This is a genomic window from Paenibacillus sp. EZ-K15, from assembly GCF_002573715.1.
Lineage (GTDB): Bacteria > Bacillota > Bacilli > Paenibacillales > Paenibacillaceae > Paenibacillus_AQ.
The window spans coordinates 542,238-566,583 of sequence record NZ_PDHM01000016.1; the positions used below are offsets into that span (position 1 = coordinate 542,238).

General features: G+C 46.5%; 24 protein-coding genes. 16 read left to right on the forward strand and 8 right to left on the reverse strand.

Annotation, left to right across the window (positions count from 1 at the left end; translation table 11 throughout):
• Positions 1 to 42: 42 nt before the first annotated feature.
• The 4 genes from CRG97_RS14990 to CRG97_RS15005 all read left to right on the forward strand — a co-directional run bounded on the left by CRG97_RS14990 (position 43) and on the right by CRG97_RS15005 (position 3,456).
• Positions 43 to 528 carry an RrF2 family transcriptional regulator gene (locus CRG97_RS14990; protein ID WP_098745145.1) on the forward strand — a complete coding sequence of 162 codons (486 nt, stop codon included), beginning with the start codon at positions 43 to 45 and terminating at the stop codon, positions 526 to 528.
• Positions 529 to 568: 40 nt separating this feature from the next.
• Positions 569 to 1,615 carry a DUF1835 domain-containing protein gene (locus CRG97_RS14995; RefSeq protein WP_237566408.1) on the forward strand — a complete coding sequence of 349 codons (1,047 nt, stop codon included), beginning with the start codon at positions 569 to 571 and terminating at the stop codon, positions 1,613 to 1,615.
• Positions 1,616 to 1,746: 131 nt separating this feature from the next.
• Positions 1,747 to 2,502 carry an alpha/beta fold hydrolase gene (locus tag CRG97_RS15000; RefSeq protein ID WP_098744283.1) on the forward strand — a complete coding sequence of 252 codons (756 nt, stop codon included), beginning with the start codon at positions 1,747 to 1,749 and terminating at the stop codon, positions 2,500 to 2,502.
• Between the two features lie 99 nt (positions 2,503 to 2,601).
• A complete protein-coding gene (locus CRG97_RS15005; protein WP_161952940.1) occupies positions 2,602 to 3,456 on the forward strand; it encodes a phosphotransferase family protein in 855 nt (284 codons plus the stop codon).
• 161 nt (positions 3,457 to 3,617) lie between these two features.
• On the opposite strand, the gene CRG97_RS15010 is transcribed toward CRG97_RS15005, so the two are convergent.
• The 4 genes from CRG97_RS15010 to CRG97_RS15025 all read right to left on the reverse strand — a co-directional run bounded on the left by CRG97_RS15010 (position 3,618) and on the right by CRG97_RS15025 (position 6,477).
• Entirely contained in the window at positions 3,618 to 4,442 is an 825-nt protein-coding gene (locus CRG97_RS15010) for a DJ-1/PfpI family protein (protein ID WP_098744287.1), read from the reverse strand.
• A 2-nt stretch (positions 4,443 to 4,444) separates the two neighbouring features.
• A complete protein-coding gene (locus CRG97_RS15015) occupies positions 4,445 to 5,077 on the reverse strand; it encodes a DUF2306 domain-containing protein (protein WP_098744290.1) in 633 nt (210 codons plus the stop codon).
• A 121-nt stretch (positions 5,078 to 5,198) separates the two neighbouring features.
• On the reverse strand, positions 5,199 to 6,239 hold the full coding sequence (locus CRG97_RS15020) for a DJ-1/PfpI family protein (protein ID WP_098744292.1): 1,041 nt from the start codon (positions 6,237 to 6,239) through the stop codon (positions 5,199 to 5,201).
• 19 nt (positions 6,240 to 6,258) lie between these two features.
• Entirely contained in the window at positions 6,259 to 6,477 is a 219-nt protein-coding gene (locus CRG97_RS15025; RefSeq protein WP_098744294.1) for an SHOCT domain-containing protein, read from the reverse strand.
• A 196-nt stretch (positions 6,478 to 6,673) separates the two neighbouring features.
• Between CRG97_RS15025 and CRG97_RS15030 the strand changes: the two genes are divergently transcribed.
• From CRG97_RS15030 to CRG97_RS15055, 6 genes are all read left to right on the forward strand, one after another.
• Positions 6,674 to 7,360, forward strand: coding sequence for a response regulator transcription factor (locus tag CRG97_RS15030; protein WP_098744297.1), 687 nt, complete (start codon positions 6,674 to 6,676; stop codon positions 7,358 to 7,360).
• Between the two features lies 1 nt (position 7,361).
• Entirely contained in the window at positions 7,362 to 8,714 is a 1,353-nt protein-coding gene (locus CRG97_RS15035; RefSeq protein WP_098744300.1) for a sensor histidine kinase, read from the forward strand.
• 110 nt (positions 8,715 to 8,824) lie between these two features.
• Positions 8,825 to 9,481: an SGNH/GDSL hydrolase family protein gene (locus tag CRG97_RS15040; RefSeq protein ID WP_098744303.1), complete on the forward strand. Its 657-nt coding sequence runs from the start codon at positions 8,825 to 8,827 to the stop codon at positions 9,479 to 9,481.
• Positions 9,482 to 9,730: 249 nt separating this feature from the next.
• Complete coding sequence (locus tag CRG97_RS15045; RefSeq protein ID WP_098744305.1) at positions 9,731 to 9,964, forward strand: hypothetical protein; 234 nt, start codon at positions 9,731 to 9,733, stop codon at positions 9,962 to 9,964.
• A gap of 13 nt (positions 9,965 to 9,977) precedes the next feature.
• Positions 9,978 to 11,033 carry a helix-turn-helix transcriptional regulator gene (locus CRG97_RS15050; RefSeq protein ID WP_098744308.1) on the forward strand — a complete coding sequence of 352 codons (1,056 nt, stop codon included), beginning with the start codon at positions 9,978 to 9,980 and terminating at the stop codon, positions 11,031 to 11,033.
• A 160-nt stretch (positions 11,034 to 11,193) separates the two neighbouring features.
• Positions 11,194 to 11,988, forward strand: coding sequence for an SDR family NAD(P)-dependent oxidoreductase (locus CRG97_RS15055; RefSeq protein WP_098744311.1), 795 nt, complete (start codon positions 11,194 to 11,196; stop codon positions 11,986 to 11,988).
• A 103-nt stretch (positions 11,989 to 12,091) separates the two neighbouring features.
• On the opposite strand, the gene tatC is transcribed toward CRG97_RS15055, so the two are convergent.
• The 3 genes from tatC to CRG97_RS15070 are packed head-to-tail and all read right to left on the reverse strand — an operon-like array spanning position 12,092 to position 13,715.
• On the reverse strand, positions 12,092 to 12,835 hold the full coding sequence (gene tatC, locus CRG97_RS15060) for a twin-arginine translocase subunit TatC (protein ID WP_098744314.1): 744 nt from the start codon (positions 12,833 to 12,835) through the stop codon (positions 12,092 to 12,094).
• Positions 12,832 to 13,017, reverse strand: coding sequence for a twin-arginine translocase TatA/TatE family subunit (gene tatA / locus CRG97_RS15065; RefSeq protein ID WP_071221680.1), 186 nt, complete (start codon positions 13,015 to 13,017; stop codon positions 12,832 to 12,834). Before tatA ends, tatC begins: the two co-directional genes overlap by 4 nt.
• A 17-nt stretch (positions 13,018 to 13,034) precedes the next feature.
• Positions 13,035 to 13,715 (reverse strand): hypothetical protein, encoded by a 681-nt coding sequence (locus CRG97_RS15070; protein ID WP_098744317.1) that lies wholly within the window; start codon positions 13,713 to 13,715, stop codon positions 13,035 to 13,037.
• Positions 13,716 to 13,838: 123 nt separating this feature from the next.
• Here CRG97_RS15070 and CRG97_RS15075 point away from each other — a divergent pair, with 123 nt between their 5' ends.
• The 5 genes from CRG97_RS15075 to CRG97_RS15095 all read left to right on the forward strand — a co-directional run bounded on the left by CRG97_RS15075 (position 13,839) and on the right by CRG97_RS15095 (position 18,571).
• A complete protein-coding gene (locus CRG97_RS15075; protein ID WP_098744319.1) occupies positions 13,839 to 14,600 on the forward strand; it encodes a gluconate 2-dehydrogenase subunit 3 family protein in 762 nt (253 codons plus the stop codon).
• A 30-nt stretch (positions 14,601 to 14,630) separates the two neighbouring features.
• Complete coding sequence (locus CRG97_RS15080; protein WP_098744322.1) at positions 14,631 to 16,343, forward strand: GMC family oxidoreductase; 1,713 nt, start codon at positions 14,631 to 14,633, stop codon at positions 16,341 to 16,343.
• A gap of 32 nt (positions 16,344 to 16,375) precedes the next feature.
• Complete coding sequence (locus CRG97_RS15085; RefSeq protein WP_098744325.1) at positions 16,376 to 16,759, forward strand: c-type cytochrome; 384 nt, start codon at positions 16,376 to 16,378, stop codon at positions 16,757 to 16,759.
• Between the two features lie 129 nt (positions 16,760 to 16,888).
• Positions 16,889 to 17,599, forward strand: a complete 711-nt coding sequence (locus tag CRG97_RS15090) for an alpha/beta hydrolase family protein (protein ID WP_098744327.1) — start codon at positions 16,889 to 16,891, stop codon at positions 17,597 to 17,599.
• Between the two features lie 195 nt (positions 17,600 to 17,794).
• Positions 17,795 to 18,571, forward strand: coding sequence for a hypothetical protein (locus tag CRG97_RS15095; protein WP_098744330.1), 777 nt, complete (start codon positions 17,795 to 17,797; stop codon positions 18,569 to 18,571).
• 96 nt (positions 18,572 to 18,667) lie between these two features.
• On the opposite strand, the gene CRG97_RS15100 is transcribed toward CRG97_RS15095, so the two are convergent.
• Complete coding sequence (locus CRG97_RS15100) at positions 18,668 to 19,513, reverse strand: helix-turn-helix domain-containing protein (protein WP_343225194.1); 846 nt, start codon at positions 19,511 to 19,513, stop codon at positions 18,668 to 18,670.
• Between the two features lie 226 nt (positions 19,514 to 19,739).
• On the opposite strand from CRG97_RS15100, the gene CRG97_RS15105 reads away from it, so the two are divergent.
• On the forward strand, positions 19,740 to 24,194 hold the full coding sequence (locus CRG97_RS15105; protein ID WP_237566409.1) for a glycosyl hydrolase family 8: 4,455 nt from the start codon (positions 19,740 to 19,742) through the stop codon (positions 24,192 to 24,194).
• Positions 24,195 to 24,346 lie beyond the last annotated feature (152 nt).

Sequence of the window (24,346 nt, forward strand, 5' to 3'; positions counted from 1 at the left end):
TATCACAGGTCCATGTCATTCGAATTAAAGGAGGAAACCGTCATACAGTTTTCCAAAAGCGTTGATTATGCTCTACACGCCTTAATCCATTTGGCTCATTCGGAGCGTGACCAGAACATCGGAATCAAGGAGTTATCTGCGACGCTGGGCGTTTCGGAAAGCTACTTATCCAAAATCATGTCCAAGTTGAGACAGGATGGAATCGTGCGAGCAGTGCCGGGAGTGAACGGAGGCTACGAGCTGGCAAAGACCGCCGAGCAGATTACATTCCTTGAAGTGATACAGGTAATTGAAGGAAGACAGCAGTTGTTTGAATGCTCCAATCTCAATTCGCAGCAGCATCGTTTGCTAGCCGATGAGAAGGCTGCCGAGATGCACAAGGATAATCCCCGTGAGTGCGTATGCCTGGTCAAACAGGTGATGGACGGCGCCGAACGGCAATTGTATCAATATTTGGAGGAGCAAACGATCCAGTCGGTATTGGATGCGGCATCGAAGCGTGGCAGCTGTGATGAAAACAAGAAGTGATTGAGCTTCTTGTTTTTTTTAATATGGATAAGCTGAAAGTTTGGGAGGGATCGTAATCGATAAACTCTTGGAGAAATTAAGCGGGTTTGGAGAAAGAGAACGTTGGCTTTTACTTCGTCAGTTGCTGAATACAGCGATACACGATTCAACGAATGGTGAGCATGAAGATAGAGTGTTCGGTCAGAGATTGTATAATCTGTTGGAAAAGCATATAGGAACCGTTGACAACCAGCGGCAGCAGGAAGAGGAGCTTCAAACTCACGTCCATATTGTGTTCAGTCTCTCTGAAGCCGGCTCATTAAAAGTTGTGCTCAGTCAACTTGGAAAACGGGAGGAATCTCGGGTAGTCGCATTTAATGATTGGTTTTCAGTCGGTCCCATCACGGAATTGAGCACAAAGGAAGGGCAGCTCCGGAGGCGAATTTGGTTGATGGAACATGACAGGGATTCATATTATTTAGACAGTATAAACAAGGAACACCAAATCGAGCGCATGATAGATACGCTAAAGAATATACCGGAGAACAAAACCGTTGTGATATGGTGTGGGGATAACGCCCATGATCAAACGGGACTTCGATTTGCAATGTATCTGCTGAGGGAGCGGGAACGTCCAGTCCATGTGGTCAATGTGACGCAAATTCTCAAAGATACGGGGCAGGATGATGCTCCATTATCTCAGGCATTGGTCGAACGAGATAAATACATAGATATTGTCAGAAATTACGGTGAGGGGATCCCTCTGAATTCTGATCTAAGGCAGCGATATGAATCAGAATGGTTGGAGCTGGCAGGACAGGATTATGTGCTTCGACTCTGGGAAGAGGGAAAAGTGATGGGCTGCCAAGAGGATAAACTGGACGAGGTTATTGTTAAATCGGTCATGGAGCTGCTAGATAAACAGAATCCTGGTGATATGGTTAGTGCTGGAGAAGTCGTGACTAAAATATTGGAAATCTCAAAGCAACATATAAGTTACTCCTTCATCATCTACAGAATCTGGTGTTTAGTCAGTGAGGGTGTCCTGATGTTCAAAGGCCAACCGGGCTTCCCTCATCAATTCTCGATAGGATTATCGCATGTTTAAGAAGTCGCCATTGGCGGCTTTTTTTGTTTTGATTTTGTTTCATCACGATTTTCTATTGACCGAATGTTCAGTCTTAAATTATATTAGAATCATAATCTGGATAATCATTCATTGGAGAGGGGAGTTTTCAAATGGATTTAGCTTATCAAACTCAAGGCATTGGGACACCTGTTGTGTTGGTACACAGTCCAGGTGTAGACTCAAGAGAATGGAGGTATATTTCCCCGCATTTAGCTCGGAGCCATCAAGTCATCACGTATGATGGTCGGGGAACGGGAAAATCTCCAGCGCCGCAAAAACCAACCAGCTTGGTTGAAGACCTGCGAGCATTGCTTGATCATCTGGAAATTGACAGCGCTTCGCTTGTCGGTCATTCCATGGGAGGGCAGGCAGTTACGGATTTTGCCTTGACTTACCCTTCCAGGGTTGACCATTTAGTATTAATCGCACCATCGCTAACCGGATTCGAGTACTCCCAGCCATTCATCGATTGGATGGCCCAAGTAAATGCATGCGCACCTGATGTTAACCGTCTGGTTGAACAATCGTTGAGCGGGCCGAATTATCGTGTGACGATGTCCAGCGTTGAACGGGATTTTTTGCGCGAGATGCACACGCTGTATATGACCAGAGTGTTTAGTGAGTGGAAGAGCTTTGAGGTTGTATGGCCGATGCCGCCAGCGATCGAGCGGTTGGAGGAGCTTGTTGCAAGGACGCTGTTTATTCAGGGGACGGTCGAATGGGAGGATATGCAGCGAATTGCGGAACAGTTCAAGCGTGTCCAAGACATCCGTTTCGAGGTAATCGAGGGGGCTGACCATATGATCACACTGACACATGCAGAAGAACTTGCTGGTTTGATTCTTAGATTTTTAAAAGATTCCTAATCTTCAAAAGGGTAATGGTATTCAGCGTGGTAATGCTGAGTATCAGCATGTGTTCGCGATATGGACATGATGGATTTATGCAATGTGGGGGAAATCACAATGAATGAGCAGTTGCTTGGACGTAAGCTGGAGCTTGTAAAAGCTGAAATAGGAGAAATGACTTATCAAACCATTGAAGTAATCAACACGGGATGCGAGAAAGATGTTGTCATCTTAGACAAAACAAACGTGATCTCTTTCTATCGTGATGGATTTCATTTCGACACTTATCATGCAAGACAGGAACTGATTCGCAGATTAGGAAAGCACGCGGAGGTAGTCTTGCCAGAAAGCTTATATGTATCTCATACTGAGGATTTTGTGATAGAGAGATATGTGCCTGGGTATTGGCTGACACCGCAATATGTTGAGGGGAATTTAGAGAATGCAAGACAAATCGGAAGGTCGGTAGGAAGATTTTTAAGGGAACTTCATTCGGTATCAAAACAAGGTTTGAACTTGCATACCCGCTTTGAACAGGATGTTCGTAACGACATGGAGCAAGGGCTCCCACTGTTGGAAACCAAACTTTCCAGAGTCGAGATGAATCAGGTTATGGAATTCCTTAATATGTATTATGAAATTTCCGCATCGTCTCCGACGTGCGTTGTGCATGGGGATTTTCATTATGATAATGTGCTTTGGGATGAGCAGGCCGGTCGCCTGGGGGTTATCGATTTCAGCGAAGGAGGGATCGAGGACCCCGCCTTGGACTTTATGTATATGTGTTATTATCCCGAGGAATTCCGTCGAGAGGTATTTGAGGAATACGGTTCGATAGAGAGAAATTTATACGAAAGAAGCAAAGTATATAACAGGATTTATGGATTATATGATATGGTTGAAACTCTCCAGAATAGTCCTCGCAAGTCGGATTTTCAAAAAGGGTATAGTAGATTTTTTGATAGAGAATAACATATGCGCAAAAAGCCGCATAACTGCGGCTTTTTTGATGATTTCATGCAATTTCTTAATGCTAGTAAATGAAACATCATCTATTTATTGCGACTTGCTATTGATTAATAAATGGCAAGTGGGGGCAACGAGGTTCCAAGCTCCCCGAATGCCTCGATTCCTTACTTTTCAGCTTTATTCCCCGGTACAGCCGGTTGTACTTTTTTAGGCGTTTCCTGGCTCGTCTCAAAGCTAATCGGCGTGATGCCTTTTGTTTGCCACACCGTGCCTCTACGCTCGTATTCAAATAACTTTTCGATGGCATTCGCAATCTGTGGCCCGACTTCACGCTCAACCAAATACAAGGCCACATCAAGTCCGGAAGTAACACCTCCGCCAGTCACCAAGCGAGGACCATCTTCCACGATTCTTGCATCAACTGGAATTGCACCGAGAGCTCCTAGTGCACCCATGCCTATCTGATTGGTGACAGCATGTCTATCCTTCAATAAACCATCCATAGCCAGCAGCAATGAACCTCCACACACGGTAGCCACCGTAACTTCCTTATTATTCATAGCTTGTTTCACCATATTGGTTAAGCTCGTATCCTTAGCTTGCCTTAATATGTTGGGGATCGCATCTGCGGTATTCCCCGCTGGCTTCCCCGAAGCTCCAGGAACTACAATAATCCCGGAACGATTAGGGTCTAATACGGCTTGTGCTTCAAGGGAGGGCCCATCCAGCCCGCTCGGAACCGAACGCTTACCTTCTGCAGTTACCAATTCAACAGTAACTTTTCCTCCAGTGTACATTCCAGCTGCTGCAAATACTTCATATGGCGCTAATGCGTCCAGCAGATCAAATCCATCGAATAATACGATTTGTACATGCACGCTTTTGTCTTTGGATGGATCCTGATTCTTTTTTGTTTCCGCGCTTGCTGCGGGGGCTAACAGACTTAAAACGAGCGTAAACGACATGAGTAAACCAAGTATTTTTTTCATCCTTATACCAATTCCTTTCGATTCGTTCTGATGATGATTTCAGGAATAACCAGCAGCAGCGCAATTGAGCCGTAAACGCCGATGGTGTAGCTGGTAGCGTAAACGTACCCGAATCCCTGATGAAAAAGGGAAGTAATGAGATGAATCAACATGTTCGTGAAGCAAAAGGCATAACTACGAATCATCCAATTTCGATGACGGATGATCCGTTTCCTCTTGATTTGGACGAGCGCCGTAATGGTGATAAATAGCCAGATCATATTCAGCAGATTGAATCCCATACTGCTTATTTTTCCGCCTGTGGCATAGGGGGCCATATATCCGGAAGTCAGCACAACTAGCAGTACGGATACGATATACACATAGCCGTTTATGCGATGGAGCCTGCGGCTTCTTTCAAATATTCGATTCGAAAAGTTAACCAGTCCCGATGCCATGGCCATACATGCGAATGCAACATGAACGTACATGACATTTAGCCAAACCGGGAGATTGAGCTCGCGCTTCAGCCCGGTCTTATGACTTAAAAACCCCGAAGCAGCGGGATCGATCCAATAGTTTTTCACCAAGGCGTATAGTATAAATAGAATGCTGACACAGGCCAGCAATAGATACAACGATTTCCGTTTCTTCATCCGTTCGCAACTCCCGATGCTCCATATTAGATGCACACCATTATTGGAAAAGAAAAACTCGATCGACATACATACTTGGAAGCCATTATCGCGTGTATGCCGCGGTTTTTCTTTCTTACGATTAGGAAACCCGATTTCCTGTTAATTTGGATGCAGGCAGTAGGCCCGCCTTAGCGATACCAACCATGTGATCTCCATCGACGACAACTTCAAATTTGAGATTCAAGCGCATGGGTTTCGTAATTCGAAGTGACCAGGCCAGCTTGTTATCCTGAAGCACGGGGTTCATAAACTCGATGGTTTCATCCCCCTGCGTTGCCGTGCCCTGGATCATATCGTTCCTTGTCAATATGGAGAGCTTGACCTCCATCTTCCCGACGGGCGTAGCGATAGTGGTCTCCCAATCCCCGTCGAAGACCGATGCCTGTGTGCTTTTGCTATGCTGGGAGCTGGGCGTGGGTGTCATCGCTGTTTTGTTCACCGCGGTGTTTGGTTCGTCGCTCGTCAATGGTTTATTAACGTTAGGCGTTATCCCTGTATCCCTCCAAACTGTTCCTCTTCGTTCATATTCGAATAACTGCTCTACCGCGTGAGCGATACGAGGCCCAAGTTCACGTTCCACCAGATATAGCGCTACATCGAGTCCTGAAGTTACACCGCCGCCGGTAACCAGATTGCCGTCGTCCACAACGCGAGCCGTGATGGGAACTGCTCCAGTTGCACCAAGTAAGTCCATGCCCAGGTGGTTCGTTACCGCCGGCCTGCCTTCCAAGAGGCCTCCCATAGCAAGCACCAGGGAACCGCCGCAGACCGTAGCGACTATGATGTCTTTGTGCTGGAGAGCCTGCTCGATCATCCCGGTCAATTCGGTACTCATGGCCAGACCCAGAATAGCCGGAATTGAATCGGGCCCATCTCCTTCGACGTCGCCGGACGCGCCAGGCACGAGAATGATGCCCGCACGTTCCGGGTCCAGTCTGCCACTCGCTTCAATCCTCAACCCGTTGATGCCGCTAGGCACGGATCTTGGTCCTTCGGCTGTGACCAATTCTACGTTTAACTCGTTTTCAGCATTCATGGCTGCTGCGCAAAAGACCTCGTAAGGTGCTATCGCATCCAGAAGGTCGAAGCCATCAAACAACACGATTTGAACGTTTAGCATCAATAAATCCTCCTTGTCTCTATTTGGTCAGAAGATCTTTCAGCATGCGATATTCCTTCTCATCAATTTCACCTTTGGCCATTCGGTTCTTCAGAATCATAGGGATATCATCCTTTTGATGATCGCTTTTGTAACGCTGACGAATCGTGTATACTCGAACCGCCAGGAAAGAAAACAGCGTGAGACAAAACAAAGCGCCGAAAGGAAAGAACGAGAAAGCGTTATTTTCCAAACCCATATATAAACCTCCTTTATCGATGACTGCGCGGGAAGATCACCCCTGTCTGTGTGCGCAAGTAGAAGCATAACAAACGAATATCTCAAACAAAGATGTAGAAAGGTCACAAAAGTATAAACAAATCATCACAATACATAAGCTTGCGTTAGTTCTAGCTAAATAAATGATAAACTAGGAAAGCAAAGGTGGGATAAACATGAGTGTATTCAAGACGATACTGGTTGTAGACGATGACCAAAGTATCGTTGAGCTATTAAGAGATTTTCTAGAGAATGACAACTTTCAAGTAATGACTGCTTGCGATACCGCTCAAGCGTGGGACATATTTAAGCAAAACTCCATTCATTGTATTGTTCTGGACATTATGATGCCGGGACAAAACGGATTTGAGTTTTGCCGCCGGATTCGCGGGGAGAGCCATATTCCAATCCTGTTCTTGAGTGCTCGCAGCGATGATGTGGATAAGATTCGAGGCCTGACTCTCGGAGGCGATGATTATATTGTCAAAACCGCTTCACCTGGGGAAATCGTTGCCAGAGTGAAAGCGGTATTGCGGCGTTCCGCTTCCCCGCAGCAAATGGATAGCAGGGTCTTGGATTACGGGCGAATCAAGTTAAATCTGTCCACAAGAGAAGTACTAGTGGATGGAAATAACGTCGTGCTCACACCCAAGGAATATGAGTTACTGCGATTATTTGCCGAACACCCGAGACATGTTTTCTCCTATGAACAATTACTAGCGAAATTTTGGGATGGGGTGGGCGACAGGCACACGATTCGGGTCCATCTCAGCCGACTTCGTGAGAAAATCGAAGCTGATCCAAACCAACCGATATTCCTGGTCAACGTATGGGGAGTAGGGTATCGCTTTGAGGGAGGGTAACATGAGGTCACTCCGCATTCGCACGTTTACTATGCTCTGCTTCGTCTTTATTCTCACTTTGCCGTGGATCTTCTTTGTTGCTGCTCACTTTATGGAGACGAAGACGCTCAGCTTCGAAAGAGGTAGGCTGCAAAACAAGACGCTGCAACGAAATATATCGGAAATGATTCAGCGAATTGAATCGGACACAGATCAATGGACGGATCCAGACTGGCAAGACCAATTGTATTCCGCGCTGCGCGAAGCGAAGATGGATGTTCTTATTCAATCCGCAGCAGATCAGGAAATTTACCGTTCCAACCCAGAGCGACGAGGAACTAATCTATCAACCGAGCGGTTCTCTGTCATCCAGGACGGCCGATTGCTGGGAAGGGTTATTCTGTACCTGCCCAAGTCCAATCAATTTCAAGTGATGTCGGCTTTTGTCGGGCTACTCCTTGCGATCTTTATTGTCGGAATGGAAATGAGACGATTCGTTCTCAAACCACTTGAGAAGATGGGAAATGCAGCAAGACGAATTGCAACAGGGGATTGGGATGTTCGTTTACCCATGTCCAAGGTCACCGAAATCGCTGAAGTCCGCGACGGATTCGATGTTATGGTCAAGGGGCTTGAGAAGTCCTTTCGAAAACAGGCCGAATTGGAAGAGGAACGCCGATTCGTCATTGCGGCTGTTGCGCATGATTTACGGACACCGTTGTTCGCTTTGCGGGGCTACTTGGATGGACTAGAGCAAGGGATCGCTCAATCTCCAGAGAAAATGGCTCAATATGTGTCGGTTTGCAAGGATAAATCGGCACAATTGGATCGTTTGGTTGAGGACCTTTTCACCTTTACAAAAATGGAGTATGTGGAGTCGGAACTGAATAACAAAACGGTGGATGTTAACCAGGTAATCCGAAATTCGATGGACAGTCTGAGTCCGCTGGCTCAGCAAAAAGGAATTTCGATCTCATCGCATGTAACAGATGGCTGCATCATCCATGGAGATATGCATTTATTAGAGCGAGCCATGAACAATCTTCTGGATAATGCCGTCAGACACACACCTGCGGGTGGTGACATCGAAGTCCAGTGTAACAAAGTTGGAAATAAACTTAAGTTTACGATATGCGATACCGGGCCGGGCTTCTCTGCGGAAGAACTTGAACGTGTATTTGAACCTCTATATCGCGGGGAAGCATCCAGAAGTCGTTCAACCGGTGGCAGCGGATTAGGTTTAACCATTTCACAAAGAATTGTTAGGCAGCATGGAGGCGAACTTAACGCAAGCAATCATCCGGAAGGAGGAGCACTGCTTGAAGGATGGTTACCTGCAGCAGCTTCAGAGCAGATCGATTCGGATGGTCTTTAGTCGTTCATATGGTTCATTGCACGTTGAAAATGCCGTAAATATGGTGATGGGAGCAATCAGTGTAAAGGGAGCTGCATCATCTAAAATGCTTAGATCGGAGACAACGACTAATGGAGAATCATAGAAAAACGATATTATTTCAGGGCGATTCGATAACCGACGGCAATTGGGGAAGAAATCAGGACCCAAATCATATTCTGGGACATGGTTACGTCTATCTCATAGCCGCAAAGCTTGGATTGGAATTCGCCCAAAGCCAGCCGCTATTTATTAATCGAGGGGTCAGCGGCAACCGCGTTTCGGATCTTTATGCGAGATGGAATGAGGATGCCTTTAGTTTAAGGCCTGATCTGATTAGTATTCTCGTAGGTGTGAATGATGCCGCTAGTATCATTCATGGTCGTCCTGAAGGGGCAACCGATCGTTTCGAACGAATGTATCGCCAGTTGCTGAGTGAAACACGGGAAGTTCTTCCGGAAACAGGCTTGGTTCTGTGCGAGCCTTTTGTTTTGAAAACAGGGGCAACTACGAATGAATGGGATCAATGGCGCAGCAAAATAGATGAATACAGCTCGATTCTCCGGCAGCTAGCAGACGAATATAATACCCTTTTTGTACCTTTACAAGAGGTATTCAATCAAGCGGCACAAAACGTCACTGCAGAATACTGGTTATGGGACGGTGTTCATCCCACGGCCGCGGGACATCAACTAATTACTCGAGAATGGTTAAAGATTGTTCAGCAAAGTGAATATGCGATTCGCTAGTTTCGTGTAATACTTGAAATCGATAATTTAATCGCATCGCGAATACCGGGACCTTATATCAATGGTAAGCCGGTTCATCGCATTTTTCGGATAATGGCCCAAGGCTGGAAGTGGCGACGCCATTAAGAATTACCTCAATAAAAAGCGTAGAACCTCGGTTCTGCGCTTTTATTAATTGATGTTGATTTCATCTCCACTTTATCTTGATGTCACTCTTGTACACTCGTTTAAGGAAGGGGGAGAAAACGGATGAAAAAGGGTACAACGATCATAACACTTAGATTGTCAGCAATATTTATTATTTTGCTGTATAATAACCTTTCGAATGACGGCTCAGCAAGCTATCGTATGGCGGATATAACCAGTTCGAATGATCGCTCGCATGGCAAACAAACACAGCACGATCCAGAATCGATTTATAAAGTAGGTATCGATCCTGGACGGAATCAAGAAATATCTAACATTACAATAAACAGTATCTAAAGGAGCCCTATATATGAAGCCTTATACATCTGGCCGTATTAAAATCCCGCCGGGATTTTGGGAAGGATTACATCAATTAGGGATTGCCGCCCATGACATAGCTCGCAAAGCACAATTACCACTCACCATCATAACGGAATCTATAGTCACCACCGCCCAATATTTCGCGATCTGGCAGGCTTATTCCGATTTCATTGGTGACACTGCCCAAGCCATCATCAAGCTTGCGACCGTCTTTGAAACGGCGAAGTACCCACCGACCGTACTAGCGCCTTACCACGCTCGTGACTACCGCGATGCTCTAAACCGAATGGCTCGGTATAAGCAACTATGTCCACCCGAAGGCTTGCGTATCACCGAGGAGGGCGAACGCTGCACCATCGAGCTGGAATGGCTGAATCAAAGCGAGCAGCCTGGTCCGGCGCTGCTTGTTGGTATTACACTAGCATGTCTTTTGGAGCTTGGACGTCGGGGGACAGGTCAACCTTTGACCGCACACTTGGTTGAATTTTCGCAGCCTATGGGCGATGTACAAGCTCTTGAAGCTTATTTTGGCTGTCGTATCCGGATGGGTGCTAAGCGTAACCGGTTAACGCTATATCGAAGAGATCTGGACCGTCCTTTTATTTCGTATAACGAAGAATTGCTGGAAATCCTGACTCCCGCTCTGGACCGTTCGCTTGATGAGCTACAGAGCAACCGCTCCATTACCGACTTGGTCAAATGGATCATGAAACGGAGTCTCACAGGAGGGCGCCCTGACATTCAGTCTGTGGCGAAGGAGCTCAATATGAGCGATCGTACATTACAGCGCAGGCTAACGGAAGAAAATACGAGCTTCAGGCAATTGCTGACGCAAGCTAGACACGAGCAGGCTATCGAGTACTTGGCAGATCCTTCACTCGATATTAAGGAAGTTGCCTTTTTGATTGGATATGAAGATCAGAATTCGTTCTACCGAGCTTTCCGTCTTTGGGAAGGAGATACTCCATCCAATTGGCGTACTGAACATTTCAGTAGCTATTCGCTATCCGAACAACGACAGGAAATGTTGACAATGGATTCATAGCGTTCACAACTTAGCGATTGCTATTGTGAGGTTGCAGGTTACTTTAGCATTAACAAGTGGCGTGTTATACAAGTACTTTGGCGTTATGTGCTAGTTACTCAACATTCCTGACAAAGTAATATAATCACTATCCGGATCACAAAGGAGAAATGATGATATTATGGATATGGGATTAAACAATAAAACGGCTCTAGTTACCGGGTCAACAAAAGGCATAGGTAAGGCCATTGCTATTGAACTTGCAAGAGAAGGTGTTCATGTACTCATTAATGGACGAAATCATGACGAGGTCGAGCAAACCGTGAATGACATCAAGTCCCAATTCCCGGCGACTTCTCCTCAAAATGCTGCAGCCGATATCGTAGATGCGAAGCAAAGAGAAGTTTTGTTTGAAAAATATCCCCATGTGGATATTTTAGTTAACAACATGGGTATTTATGAAATTATGCAGTATGAGGATGTTGATGATGAGGTATGGGAGAAATATTTTCGTACCAATGTGCTTGCTGCTAATGGATTAACTAAATTTTATTTGCCGCATATGTTGAAACGTGATGATGGGCGCATTATTTTTATAGCCAGCGAAGAAGCCGTAATGCCTTCAGGACAAATGCCTCAATACTGCATGACAAAATCAATGCTCTTATCCTTGTCTAAAAGCTTGTCCAAATTAACCAGGGGAACGGAAGTAACCGTTAATACGATTATGCCAGGACCAACCCTCTCAGAGAATGTGTACCAAATCATTGAAGGAATGTACCCTGATAAAAATATGACTTTTTCTGAAAAAGAGAAGGAATTTATGGTTACGAACCTGCCTCAATCCGAAATACAGCGATTTATCAAGCCTATGGAAATAGGTAGACTGGCTGCATTCCTGTGCAGTCCTTACGCATCCGCGTTTAAAGGTTCTCCAATCCGTATGGATGGCGGAATGGTGCCTACGATTTTCTAAGGTTATTAAAATATTCTTACTCATATTAAAAGCTTGGGATCTAAAAGAGATCTCCAAGCTTTTTTAGTATCTATTCGCAATGTCCCTGATTCGAACCTGGTTTTTATTCGCTTATCAATTCCAGCTTGGTCAGCCTTTTGTGGTATACAATGCGAGACAGTCCGACGCTAATTTCATATAGAAGCAACAGGGGTACAATGACGAGAATGTCCGACACGATATCCGGCGGTGTAATGGTAACAGCTGCTATCGTCAGCAGCAAGTAGGCGATTTTCCGCATTTTTGCTAAGCGAAGCGGATTCAGGATGCCAATCGAGGTCAAGAACATGATAACGACGGGCATTTCGAACAGAACACCGAACGGTACGGTCATATGCACCATAAAACGGAAGTATCTCTCAGCTGTATAAGCTGTTATGAAATGATGCGACAGCGAATCCAGGAAGGACAGGACCATGGGGTAAATGACAAAGTAGCCGAAAGCCAACCCCAATAAAAAAAGGGCTCCGATCGCGGGGATATACGCTAGTGATGCGCGCCGCTCAATGGTACTCAAGCCGGGTACGACGAAACGCCATACCTGAAATCCGGCAACAGGCATCGTCACCGCCAGAGCTATAACGCCTGCAATCATGAAGTATACCCAAATCACGTCCGTTGGTCCCAATACTTGAAGCTGACCCTCCACGTCGCGAGTCAACATTTCATATAGGGGTTCAACATACAGAAAAGCGGCACAAAGGGCTACCAAAAAGGTGCCCAATGTGATGAGAATCCGCTTGCGGAGCTCTGTTAAGTGCTCCAATATATGCTGCTCCTGTTCTTGTGCCTGCTCGTGCTCGGTCATTTCAATTTATCTCCATCATGGATATCTTCGCTCGAAACCAGTTCACGCGTTGAGTTTTTGAACTCGCTCAGTGTACGACCGAAGGCACGGCCCAGTTCAGGCAGCTTCGAAGGACCGAAAATAATTAAGGCGATCAACAGAATGAGGATCAGCCCTGTCACACCGATGTTTCCTAGAGGCATACGATCAACTCCTTTACCTATTTTTTATCCGATGCCATTTGCAGCAGCTTTGTAATATCTCTGGCGATCGACTCGTCGCGCGGCGCACCATGCAGCTTCGAGGCAATTCGGTCGATCAGCGCAGGAGCTTGCGGATTCGTTACCGTTAGAATTTGCACTTCTTCGTTAAACATGCTCTTCACTTGCTCTTTGGCTTGCGACATATTATCGTTGTCCGCAGACTTGGCCCCGATAACACCTTCGTTTGGTTCACCTTTACCCGACATTCCTTGCGTCTGACTTAAAACCTTTTGCTGCATGTTGTCATATTGGTTAGAAGAAACGCGTGATTCTGCACGTGCCAGAATAATCGTGTCATTCAGGACAAAGGCTTTGACTCCTTCAATGCCTGAACTTGCGAGTCTTGACTGGACATGGGAAGAGACACCGCCTTCATGCAGGCTGGAAGAGCCGATCATGCTGTACACAGACATGCCCATACCGCTTGTGGTTTTCCCGTGGACATTGGTAGTTTCGGTCTTGGGCCCATGATAGCTTGGGATCACATCGGTACTGTGCAAGTGTACGGCATCGGCATTACGCTGTTCCATGGATTGCGCATTTTGTTGATTGTCGTTTTGATTTAAGCAGGCTGTTAAAGAAAGAAGCAGTGCTGAGCCCAATATTGGACCTCTCCACTTGCTCCACAATTGATTCATGAGCATTCGCCTCCATATCGTTAGTGTTTTTATCATGCCCGGATGGAGAATAATGTATGAATGAAATTTTGATGGGGACAATACCCATTATTCCAAATGATAAAGAGTAGGGGTGCTGAGAGTTTGAGCGAACAAGACGAACAACAAACCAAACCATCGAAGCCTGGCAGCTCACAGACGATGTCTCGGCGGAAATTTCTGAGAAACTCCGGTTATGCCGTGGGAGGTGTCGTGCTGGGCGGGGTACTCGGTTATCTGCTGCCGAAGCGGGCAACTCCGCCTGCAGCGCCAGCTCCTGAGACGAATGAAAACAACTACAATCAAGCATTAATGTTCTTCAACCAGGAACAATACCGGATCACGGAAGCAGCCGTAGAACGTATATTCCCTGCGGATGACAATGGTCCTGGCGCCAAAGAACTTGGCGCCGCATTCTTCATCGACCACCAACTGGCCGGTGATTGGGGTTTTAATGCAAGAGACTACATGCAGCCGCCTTTTTATGTTGGAGAGAAAACGCAAGGTTATCAGGGACGATTAAGAAGACGAGAGATTTTCTACATTGGGCTGCGCGAAATTCAGAACTACAGCCAAAAAAATTATCAGAAAGATTTCCCAAGCCTGTCGCCAGAGGAACAGGATGCCGTGTTAACAGCCTTTCAGAACGATGAGGTCAAATTGACAACGATCTCAGCCAGCGGGTTCTTCAACCTGCTCCGCAGCAGCACATTAGAAGGTGTTTACAGTGATCCGCTATATGGTGGCAATAAAAATATGCAGGGCTGGGCGATGCGGCAATATCCGGGTAACCAAATGGCTTACACGAATATTATCGAGAAGAATTTTACCGTCATCCCGCCTAAGAGTTTAAAAGATCACCTATAACGGCTCACGATTAGCGAGAGGAGTATAGATATGGCTAAAAAATTACCTAAAACGGATGTTGTCATCATTGGCGTCGGCTGGGCTGGCGGCATTATCGCTTCGGAACTGACCAAGAACGGTTTATCCGTTGTCGGATTGGAGCGAGGTAAAGAAAGAGTGACGGAAGACTATTACATGGCTCACGATGAGCTCCGTTATGCGCTTCGGTACGATTTAATGCAGGACCTCTCCAAAGAAACGATTACATTTCGAAGCACTGAAAAAATACGTGCGCTTCCAATGAGGCAATATGGCTCGTTCTTGTTAGGCGAGGGATTGGGAGGAGCCGGGGTGCACTGGAACGGGCAAACATTCCGTTTCCTGCCTTACGATTTTAAAATTCGGAGCATGACGGAAGAACGATATGGGAAAGATAAAATACCGCCGGAAATGATGATCCAGGACTGGGGTATTACCTATGATCAGCTTGAGCCGTTCTTTGATAAGTTCGAGAAGACGACCGGCATCTCCGGCGAGGAAAATCCCTTGGCAGGGAAACGTTCGAATCCTTACCCGACACCGCCTATGCTTCACACGCCATCCATGAAGATGTTCACAGAAGCGGCAAAAAAACTGAAGCTCAATCCCTATACGGTCCCTTCAGCGAATCTGTCGGAAAGCTATACGAATCCGGATGGCATTGCCCGGGCAGGTTGTCAGTATTGTGGGTATTGCGAGCGGTTTGGGTGTGAATACGGGGCGAAAGCGGATCCGGTCGTTACCGTGATTCCTGTTGCCAAAAAAACCGGGAAGTTCGAAATCCGGACCCATTCCTATGTAAGACGAATCCTGCATACGGGAGGTAAGGCAACGGGTGTCATGTACACGGATCTAACGACGGGAGAGGAAATCGAACAGCCAGCGGATATCGTCGTATCAACGGGGTATGTATTTAATAATACTCGTTTGATGCTTCTCTCCAAGATCGGTAAGCCATACGACTCGTCCAGCGGAACAGGTGTGATTGGCAAAAACTATGCCTATCAGGTCATCAAGGGGAATGCCGCCGGATTTTTTGAGGATAAATTCAATTTGTTTGCCGGCGCGGGAAGCCTAGGAATGAGCGTGGACGATTATAACGGCGACAATTTTGATCACTCGGACTTGAAGTTCATTCATGGGGGGAACATTGCCCATACGGTAACCGGACAAAGGCCAATTCAAAACAATCCGGTACCGGAGGAATCACCGCGTTGGGGAAAAGAGTTTAAGGCGAATTCCTTGAAGTATGCAAACAGCGTGCTGTCCGTGGGCTCTCAAGGTTCTTCTATGCCTTATCGACATCACTATCTGGATTTGGATCCCACCTATAAGGACGCATTCGGAGACCCGTTGATTCGAATCACGTTTGATTTCGAAGAGCAGGACCGCCAGTTGGCCAGGTATCTTTCCGATCGCTGCGCGGAGATCGTGCAGGAGATGGGAGGCCAGAACATTATGAAACTGAAGGAACTGGGACCTTACGAAATTACGACATACCAATCGACTCATAATACCGGCGGGGTGATTATGGGAGAGAACCCTGGTAATTCGGCCGTCAACAACTACATGCAAATGTGGGATATGGAAAATTTATTTGTCGTTGGCGCATCCGCTTTCCCGCATAATAGCGGCTATAACCCGACAGGGACGGTCGGGGCCCTTGCTTATCGAACAGTGGATGGAATTCTTGAATACAGCAAAAAGGGCGGGCTATTAGTATAGCTTGCATTTTACAAAAGGAGGTAGTTTGATAAATGTTCAAAAAAGGGTTACTGTTTGTTATGTTATTGACAACTTTTGCTTTTGCTGTGGTGGCATGCGGTGGCAATGATACATCCGAGCCAGCTCCAGCTCCAGCTGAAAACGGAGGACAAGCTCCGGAGGAAGGAGCAACCGGCGGGGATGCCACCAATGATGAAGCGATGACGCTGTACAATGCCAACTGCATGGCTTGCCATGCTACTGACCTAGGCGGGGGCGGAAACTTTCCCAGTCTCCAAAACGTAGGATCCAAGCACGATGCCAGCGAAATTGCGGGTATTATTTCGAATGGGCGCAATGGAATGCCGGCATTCCAAGGCAAGCTGACGGAAGACGAAATTAATGTGCTGTCCCAATGGTTGGCTGCCAAAAAATAAGGCGAATAGAATATGAAAAAATGAGGACCCTCATGCTACAATGCAGATATGTATCGCGTTGTTAACATGGGGGGTTCTTCATATGCGCGGAAGACTGGGAACACTTTTTAGGAGGGGGACTGTGAAGTCATGACAGAGACGTTCGTATCCTCCTATAGCACTTGTTCAATAAAGTGCCGAACGGTGGTTTGCTTTTTTGCCGGTGTCTTGACCTATCGGAATAATTTTGAAGACGCTGCAAGCGAGATTGCTCTTAGATATCCAAATGCCAAAATTGTGGTGATCTTTCCGTATGGGATGGCAAACGGCATAGCGGGTTCCTCGTTAATCCGTCTGCTAGCCCGGCAGCTTGCTCAAGTTGGCTATGACTTGGTTCGCGAGCAGTCTTGCCGGGTAGTGAACGCAGGGCAGATCATCCGCGAGCATGCAGCAGATGCGGATCAACTGATCCTGATCGGGCACAGCGCTGGAGGCCTGGTCGCCTATAAGGCAGGGCTTTATTTGGAGGACAAGTACAACTTCCAGGGAGTCCATGTATTTGCTGTGGGATGTCCAAAGTTTTATTTGAAGGACATTCCTTACAATGACCGGTTTACATATATCACTGGCCAGGATCCGGACAGGATCACCAGAATTGGCAGTTGGCGCAAGCCGGGTTCCAGGGTGTACCGGGGAAGTCCGGGGCGCGAGATTCAACTGGATTTTAATCCGGATCATCAGGGATGGCGATATCATGCTTCTTATTTTCTGAAATCGGCATGGACGGATTCAAACGAAGCGTTCCATACCAATTCAGTAGATCTGGTTTCCAAAATCCATGAGTTGTGCCCTGGAAACTAAATGCTACGTAATAAATATTATGTAAACTAAAAGGATTCATGTGAAATAGAAAACTGGTAGATAACAGTATTGGCAACGTCATATAAGGTTATACTTGACTCTTTGGTTTATAATCTCTCAAACGGTTGATATTGGAATAGTTCGATGATACTATAGAACTATATTTCATAAGCCTTAAGGGGGAAAAATGTAACAGTGGAGAAAAAAAAGTCGAAGTTTAAAAAGATTTTGCTAATAATTGTGGGGGTTCTTGTCGTTCTTTTTGTCATTGGCAGATTATCCGACAATTCCTCATCCGATCCAGGTAACGGCACAACAGCGAAGAGTGCAAGTGCTAGCAAGACTAATGATCATGAAGCAAAATTTGCCGAAGCACAGGATTTATTCAAAAATGGAAACTATGTTCAAGCCAATGTAGTAGTCGACGAAGCTATTAAAGCTGAGAAAAAGGATGAATATACGAAACTGAAAACCGACATAGAGTCTAAGATCAAGAATCGGAAAACGGAACTGGAGTCCAAATTTGAAATTAAAGAAGATAAAGTCGAAAATATTACCTTTATCTCACCATCCGCGGGTGTTACCAAAGGCTTGAGCTTCTATCCTTACATCGGCGTAAAGGATTCCAAAAAATACATGATCTTACGAGTTGGGTATCAGGAGGACGCAAAAAAAGCCTTATTTGTGTTTACCAAAGTGAAGGTCCGTGCAGGAGACAAATTGCAGGAGCTTGATTTCAACCCGATGGATAAAGTGAATGATGTGGATCTTTTTGGTTCCGGAATGACAGAAATAGTGGATATAAATGTAGATAAAAAAATGGAAGACCTGCTTGGTAACGTGATTCCAGCAAATGATGAAATCATTGTACGATTTGAGGATATATCCAATAAATCGACAGACTACACTTTAACCAAGAATCAGAAGCAAACGATAGCGGATATTATCGAATATTACAATTACTTGGATTAGTTTGCACTACTAACTGTTGTCTGTGTACTGTACTTGTACTCATAACATACGTTCCAAAGAGCCGAATTCCCTTAAAGGAATTCGGCTCTTTGTTGTTTACGGCCGTATATCCGCCTGATGATTTTTACGGAATTTCAGGGGAGAGAGACCGATTATGCTTTTAAAGGTGCGGCCGAAATGGGTGGGATTGTCGAAGCCAACGCTTTCGGCGATTTCGGAAACTTGTAAATTGGATTCTTTCAACAAATGACTCGCTTGCTTGATCCGTACGTGATTCACATACTCGATCAGAGTAAACCCTGTTGATTCCCTGAAGGTTCGACTAAGATGGGAGGGACTTACATGGAATCGGCTGGTGAGTTCCTCTAATGTCAGACGCTGTTCGTAGTGGTGATTGATAAAGTGGGCAATATGGGAAATACGCTGATGAACCTGGTTGGTTGAGACATTTATGTATTGACGACCACTGTTTAGAATACGGTGGATGAACACCAAAAGCTCGGACAACAGGATTTTGAGATAAAAATTCGACTCCGGAAATCCGTTGGCCGATTCGGCGACCATCTTCGCAAAAATCCCTTCGACATACCCCTGCTCCTGACCCTTTAACCGGATGGAGCCGGAACCTGTTTGGAAAGGGGAGAGAGGATGAAAAGACGAATCCTCGGTCAACAACCCACCTAAGAAATCTTCTTGAAAGAGCAGGGTCACTCTTTCAAATGGCGCACCGTTAGGATTGATCAGACGATGTCCGTCATTCTTGCGAATGAGCAGCATGGAACCGCCCACAAGCTGAAACGGCTGACTTCCAATACAATAATGCAGCTCGCCGGAGACAATATACAGAATTTCATAAGCGTCGTGATAGTGGAATGAAGGAATACTCGATCGGGATTTGCTCTCTCGACTGATATAGAAGGGATCGGAGCAAAAAAAGTTGATGTCAAATCACCTCTCACGAAAATCCAGCTATGTCATGATGTCCTCATTGTACCCGAAGCCGATTGAATTGTTAATCAAAATAACAGCAATATATGTTGAAAAGGGCCATTTTTAAATAAGATTCTGCGAGAATCCTGAGAAAACATCGGATATATTCAAGAAGGCGGGATTCATATCGAATCCTCAAGCCAAACCGTTCATGTTGAACGGGAAAGGGGTGCAAAGCATGCGAATCAAGAAGAAAAGAGGAAGGAATCCGCAAAAAATGTTCTTATTGTTTTTAGCATTATTGTTGATCCCCTGGACATTGCCGGCAAATTCACATGCCGACTCCGTGACGGGTAAGTCCGAGCTAGCCTCCGATGGGCCGGGGAAAGCGGCCGAGGCCTTAATCGCCGAATGGGTCTTCAAGAACAAGGGAGAAGGAGGCGTCCATCCTGCAACCGGAGGACTCAACAAGTCTTCCTCCATCCTGCAACAGGTCGGAGGATATTTTGAATACTACGACAGTAAAGCCCAAGATATTAGCTACCAGGGCTGGGATAACGGCCAGGGCAAGAAATATTGGTTGGCCATGGTTTCTACCTCAGCCTACAAGAATATCAAATTATCCTCGGAGCAAAGCTCTTCGGGTTCCGCTCCTAACGATTTCAAAGTACAGGTAAGTACCGACCGAACGGTATGGACAGACGTCCCGGGAGGCACGGTTCAGATGAATATCGTTTCAAGTTACAATTGTCCGAATCAATCCTGCATACTTAATAACGTCTCCTTGCCGAATGCAGACGATAAGCAAATGCTGTATATCCGCTGGGTGGTTAACTCCAATAAGCCAACCAACACCAAAGATAATCCGAAAGGCATTGGATCGGGAGGTTCCAGTAAAATTCGGAACATTCGCGTAACCGGAGAACCGATTTCCGGAACAACGCCTGAACAGCCTACCATCGACGTATCCTATATACCGGAGCAAGGTGCGGATAAGGTAGCCGTGACCACGCCGATTGAGGTTAAGTTCAATAAACCGATCACGGTAACGGCCAAACAGGACATCACGGTTCGGGATGGCCAGAATCAGCCTGTTCCAAACCTTGCAGTCGAAGTCATAAATCAAACGACCTTGCGCATTGGGCATGGCGGATTAGGTCAAGGGAAAAGCTACAGGGTTACCATTCCCCAAACCGCGGTCCAAGGAAAAGACGGCTCCCCCCTGATTCGAAATATCGAGTGGAGCTTTACGACTGTAGGTTCAGTCTCTCAGCCGAAACTCATTAACATGACCTTGAACGGCGATCCTAAAACAAGCATGGCTTTCGCTTGGTACACGGATACCTCGGCCGGAACGAAAGTCCAGGTAGCCGAATCAACGGGAACCGGTAACGTGTTTCCGAAAGAGGGAGTTCTTGAATTCACCGGAACTTCCGAGGAAATTTCGACTTATATGACCAAGGGTGACAGAACGACGGGTAAGAAGAAAAAGTTTTTCAGCCATAAATCAAGCGCGAATGGATTAAAGCCGGGAACTGATTATGTATTCCGGGTAGGCGACGGTTCGATATGGAGCTCAATGGGATCGTTTAAAACCGATACAGCGACGCCGCAGCCATATCGCTTTATCGTGGGAGCCGATTCTCAGGCCTCGAGCAAATCAGGCTTTGAACCATGGGCAGATACCTTCAAGAAAGCTTACGAACATATTGGTAACCCCAAATTTCTGATCAATGCCGGCGATCTGGTTGATAATGGCGACCTGGAAGAGCAATGGCAGTGGATGCTCGGGCTCGCGCAGGAGCATCTGATGAAAGTGCCATTTGTTCCCGTACTGGGCGGACACGAAGTATCGGATTGGGACGGGGATGCCACGACGCCGAATAATAACTTTTACAACCATTTCAATCTGCCACGGAAAGTGGTGGATGCGACACATGATGGCTCGGTCTATTCTTTTGAATACGGCGACGCGCTTTACATGGTGTACAACTCGCAGTTTGATGGCAAGCTGAACGAAGACGGCTCCGTCGACTGGGATGATGATCAGCACGAACAGTTTTGGAACCAGATTGATTGGATGCGGAACACGGTCGCGAAGACCGACAAGAAGTGGAAATTCGTGACGCTTCACAAAGCACCTTATGCAGCTGGCGATAATTCCGCGCAATGGGAAGGAGATCGCGTTAAATTTTACAGAAAAAATCTGATTCCTGTATTTGACGAGCTTGGCATCGATATGGTGTTTGAGGCTCACGATCATATGTATATGCGTTCCTTCCAAATGTACGGGGACAAGGTCATCGATCCGAAAAAACTGGAAAAAGACGAAGCAGGCAACGTCGTCAATCCTCAAGGAACGGTGTATCTGATGTCCAATGCGTTTGGAAACAAATTTTATTACAAGAACGAACCGTATGACGACTTCTTCGCAGCGATTAACAACCAGCCGAAGAAAAAAATGTTTACGGATGTGTCGGTTGCAGATCAAATTCTGAAATTCGATGCCTATACGGCTGCTGTTGAAGATGAAGGAAAGAGCGGATACGGGAAAAATGGGCTGAAGGTATACGATCATTACGGTATCAAACGAACAGACACCAAACCGGATCCGGTGGAGGGAGCACAGGTTAAACTCCAAGGTACCAAAGCTACGTTGACCTGGAAGGCGCCGTCCTCAAGTAAAGAGCAGGTAAGAGGATTCCGTATTTACGAAAAGGATGACAAGATCAGCAAGCATTGGAGCCTCTATGTGCCCGTGAAGTCGGGAACGTCGCAGTACAGCGTTGTTATCGACAAATTGAATCCGGATATCCAATATAATCTGGTGATCAAATCTGTTGGCAGAAGAGACAATTCCAGCCCAGTCACGGTAAGCACTTCAAATCAGACCGAGGGGAATGAGCCCCCATCCGCTTTGGATGGTTTGGTGGGCAAAGGCGTGTCTCCTTTCCAAATTGACCTGACCTGGAGAGCGCCATCCGGTAAGGCGCCGGATCGTTATCATGTTTACCGCAACGATAATCACGTTGGAACAACCAAGGAAATAACATATATCGATACCGGGCTGACGCCTGACACGGAATATCGGTACAAGGTGACGGCCGTTACCGCGGGAGGAGTCGAATCGCTGCCGTCTGAAGAAATCCGCTTGAAAACGATGCCTTCTTCACAAGGCACCGGGCCTTACAAGCCGTTCCCGCAGCATACGGCCTACACCTCCGGCTCGATCAAGCCAAATCATATGCAACAAGCGCAGCTGGATGCAACCGTTGCCCGGCTGTATGATGAGTGGAAGCAGAAATACTTGAAAAAGAAGCCGTATCTTCAATCTTCGGAGCCGGATCAGTACTACGTCTGGTATGCCGATGGGGACTGGTTCCAAGAAGAGTTTGACAAGGAGCTTAATGTCAAGTATCAAGCGATAACCGTTTCGGAAGCGCACGGATACGGGATGCTGATCACCGCACACATGGCGGGTCATGATCCTAAAGCTAAGGCTTATTTTGACGGACTATATCGATATTTCAGAGCACATCCGAGTAAGATCAACCCGGACCTTATGGCTTGGAAGCAGGGCGATACAGGTCAGGCCGTCGTGGATGTCAGCGGCGTGGATTCGGCCACGGACGGTGATATGGATATCGCATACGCGTTGCTCCTTGCGGATCGCCAGTGGGGAAGCGATGGTGAGATCAATTACTTGGCCGAAGCCAAAAAAGTAATTGACGCTATCATGAAGAGTGATGTCAATCATGCTGAGTGGACTTTGAAGCTTGCAGATTGGGTAAGCGACGACGATGCTAAATATGGCAGCGCTACGCGTCCTTCCGATTTTATGCTTCAGCATTTGAAAGACTTCAAAAACGCGAGCGGAGACGCCAATTGGGACCGCGTCATCGACAAAACCTATTCCATCAGCGAGGGATTATACAAAAAGTACAGTCCGAATGCGGGGCTGCTGCCCGATTTTGTGGTCAAGAAAAACGGCAGCTATGCTCCGGCAGATTCAACATTCCTGGAGTCTGAAACGGACGGGGACTATAGTTATAACTCTTCACGTATTCCTTGGCGGATCGGTACGGACGCTCTCATGACAGGGGAAACTCGTGCCAAGGAGCAGCTAAATAAAATGACGTCTTGGATTCGCCAAGCGACCGGGGATGATCCAAGCAAAATATATGGTGGTTACAAGCTGGATGGATCAAAAGCACTCGTGGATTATACGGATACTTCATTTTCTGCGCCGATGATGGTCAGCGCCATGATAAATCCGGCGAATCAGGAGTGGCTCAACCGATTATGGGACCACAATGCCTCCATCTCCACGAATGATGATGTGTACTTTGGGAATACGCTGCGTCTCCTAAGCATGATTGTCGTTTCGGGTAACTGGTGGTCACCGACCATCGCGGATACCGAAGCGCCGATGCAGCCAACCATCGAAGAAGCGGTAGCCGTATCCGATTCATCGGTGGAACTGAAGTGGACTCCTTCTTTCGATAATGCGGGCATTGCAGAGTATAAGGTTTATCGGAATAATACCGTCATTGGAACGTCGAATACGACGGATTATAAGGATAGCGGCTTGATGCCGAATACAATGTATCAATATTTTATCGTTGCGTACGATACTTCCGGTAACATGTCCAAAATCAGCAATGTCAGAATCGTCTCAACTGGGAAGCAATAAATGTAATGCGATGATGATCAAACCATGAAGTACTGTCCGTCACTGAAGCAGTGATGGTATGAGCTAGCGGTAATCATAACGAATGAATAAAGAGCCCGGGACCTCCCCGGGCTCTTTATGATCCGCGCTCCTGGAACAACCTATTTACCGTT

Bases quoted from the DNA above. Each gene is read 5' to 3' on its own strand.
- tatA (WP_071221680.1), bottom strand. From the start codon at position 13,017: ATGCCTCTAGGAAACATCGGTGTGACAGGGCTGATCCTCATTCTGTTG.
- tatC (WP_098744314.1), bottom strand. From the start codon at position 12,835: ATGACCGAGCACGAGCAGGCACAAGAACAGGAGCAGCATATATTGGAG.
- CRG97_RS15015 (WP_098744290.1), bottom strand. From the start codon at position 5,077: ATGAAGAAACGGAAATCGTTGTATCTATTGCTGGCCTGTGTCAGCATT.
- CRG97_RS15025 (WP_098744294.1), bottom strand. From the start codon at position 6,477: ATGGGTTTGGAAAATAACGCTTTCTCGTTCTTTCCTTTCGGCGCTTTG.
- CRG97_RS15070 (WP_098744317.1), bottom strand. From the start codon at position 13,715: ATGAATCAATTGTGGAGCAAGTGGAGAGGTCCAATATTGGGCTCAGCA.
- CRG97_RS15005 (WP_161952940.1), top strand. From the start codon at position 2,602: ATGAATGAGCAGTTGCTTGGACGTAAGCTGGAGCTTGTAAAAGCTGAA.
- CRG97_RS15030 (WP_098744297.1), top strand. From the start codon at position 6,674: ATGAGTGTATTCAAGACGATACTGGTTGTAGACGATGACCAAAGTATC.
- CRG97_RS15000 (WP_098744283.1), top strand. From the start codon at position 1,747: ATGGATTTAGCTTATCAAACTCAAGGCATTGGGACACCTGTTGTGTTG.
- CRG97_RS15105 (WP_237566409.1), top strand. From the start codon at position 19,740: ATGCGAATCAAGAAGAAAAGAGGAAGGAATCCGCAAAAAATGTTCTTA.
- CRG97_RS15035 (WP_098744300.1), top strand. From the start codon at position 7,362: ATGAGGTCACTCCGCATTCGCACGTTTACTATGCTCTGCTTCGTCTTT.
- CRG97_RS15090 (WP_098744327.1), top strand. From the start codon at position 16,889: ATGACAGAGACGTTCGTATCCTCCTATAGCACTTGTTCAATAAAGTGC.
- CRG97_RS15010 (WP_098744287.1), bottom strand. From the start codon at position 4,442: ATGAAAAAAATACTTGGTTTACTCATGTCGTTTACGCTCGTTTTAAGT.
- CRG97_RS15050 (WP_098744308.1), top strand. From the start codon at position 9,978: ATGAAGCCTTATACATCTGGCCGTATTAAAATCCCGCCGGGATTTTGG.
- CRG97_RS15085 (WP_098744325.1), top strand. From the start codon at position 16,376: ATGTTCAAAAAAGGGTTACTGTTTGTTATGTTATTGACAACTTTTGCT.
- CRG97_RS15055 (WP_098744311.1), top strand. From the start codon at position 11,194: ATGGATATGGGATTAAACAATAAAACGGCTCTAGTTACCGGGTCAACA.
- CRG97_RS15040 (WP_098744303.1), top strand. From the start codon at position 8,825: ATGGAGAATCATAGAAAAACGATATTATTTCAGGGCGATTCGATAACC.
- CRG97_RS15020 (WP_098744292.1), bottom strand. From the start codon at position 6,239: ATGCTAAACGTTCAAATCGTGTTGTTTGATGGCTTCGACCTTCTGGAT.
- CRG97_RS15080 (WP_098744322.1), top strand. From the start codon at position 14,631: ATGGCTAAAAAATTACCTAAAACGGATGTTGTCATCATTGGCGTCGGC.
- CRG97_RS15045 (WP_098744305.1), top strand. From the start codon at position 9,731: ATGAAAAAGGGTACAACGATCATAACACTTAGATTGTCAGCAATATTT.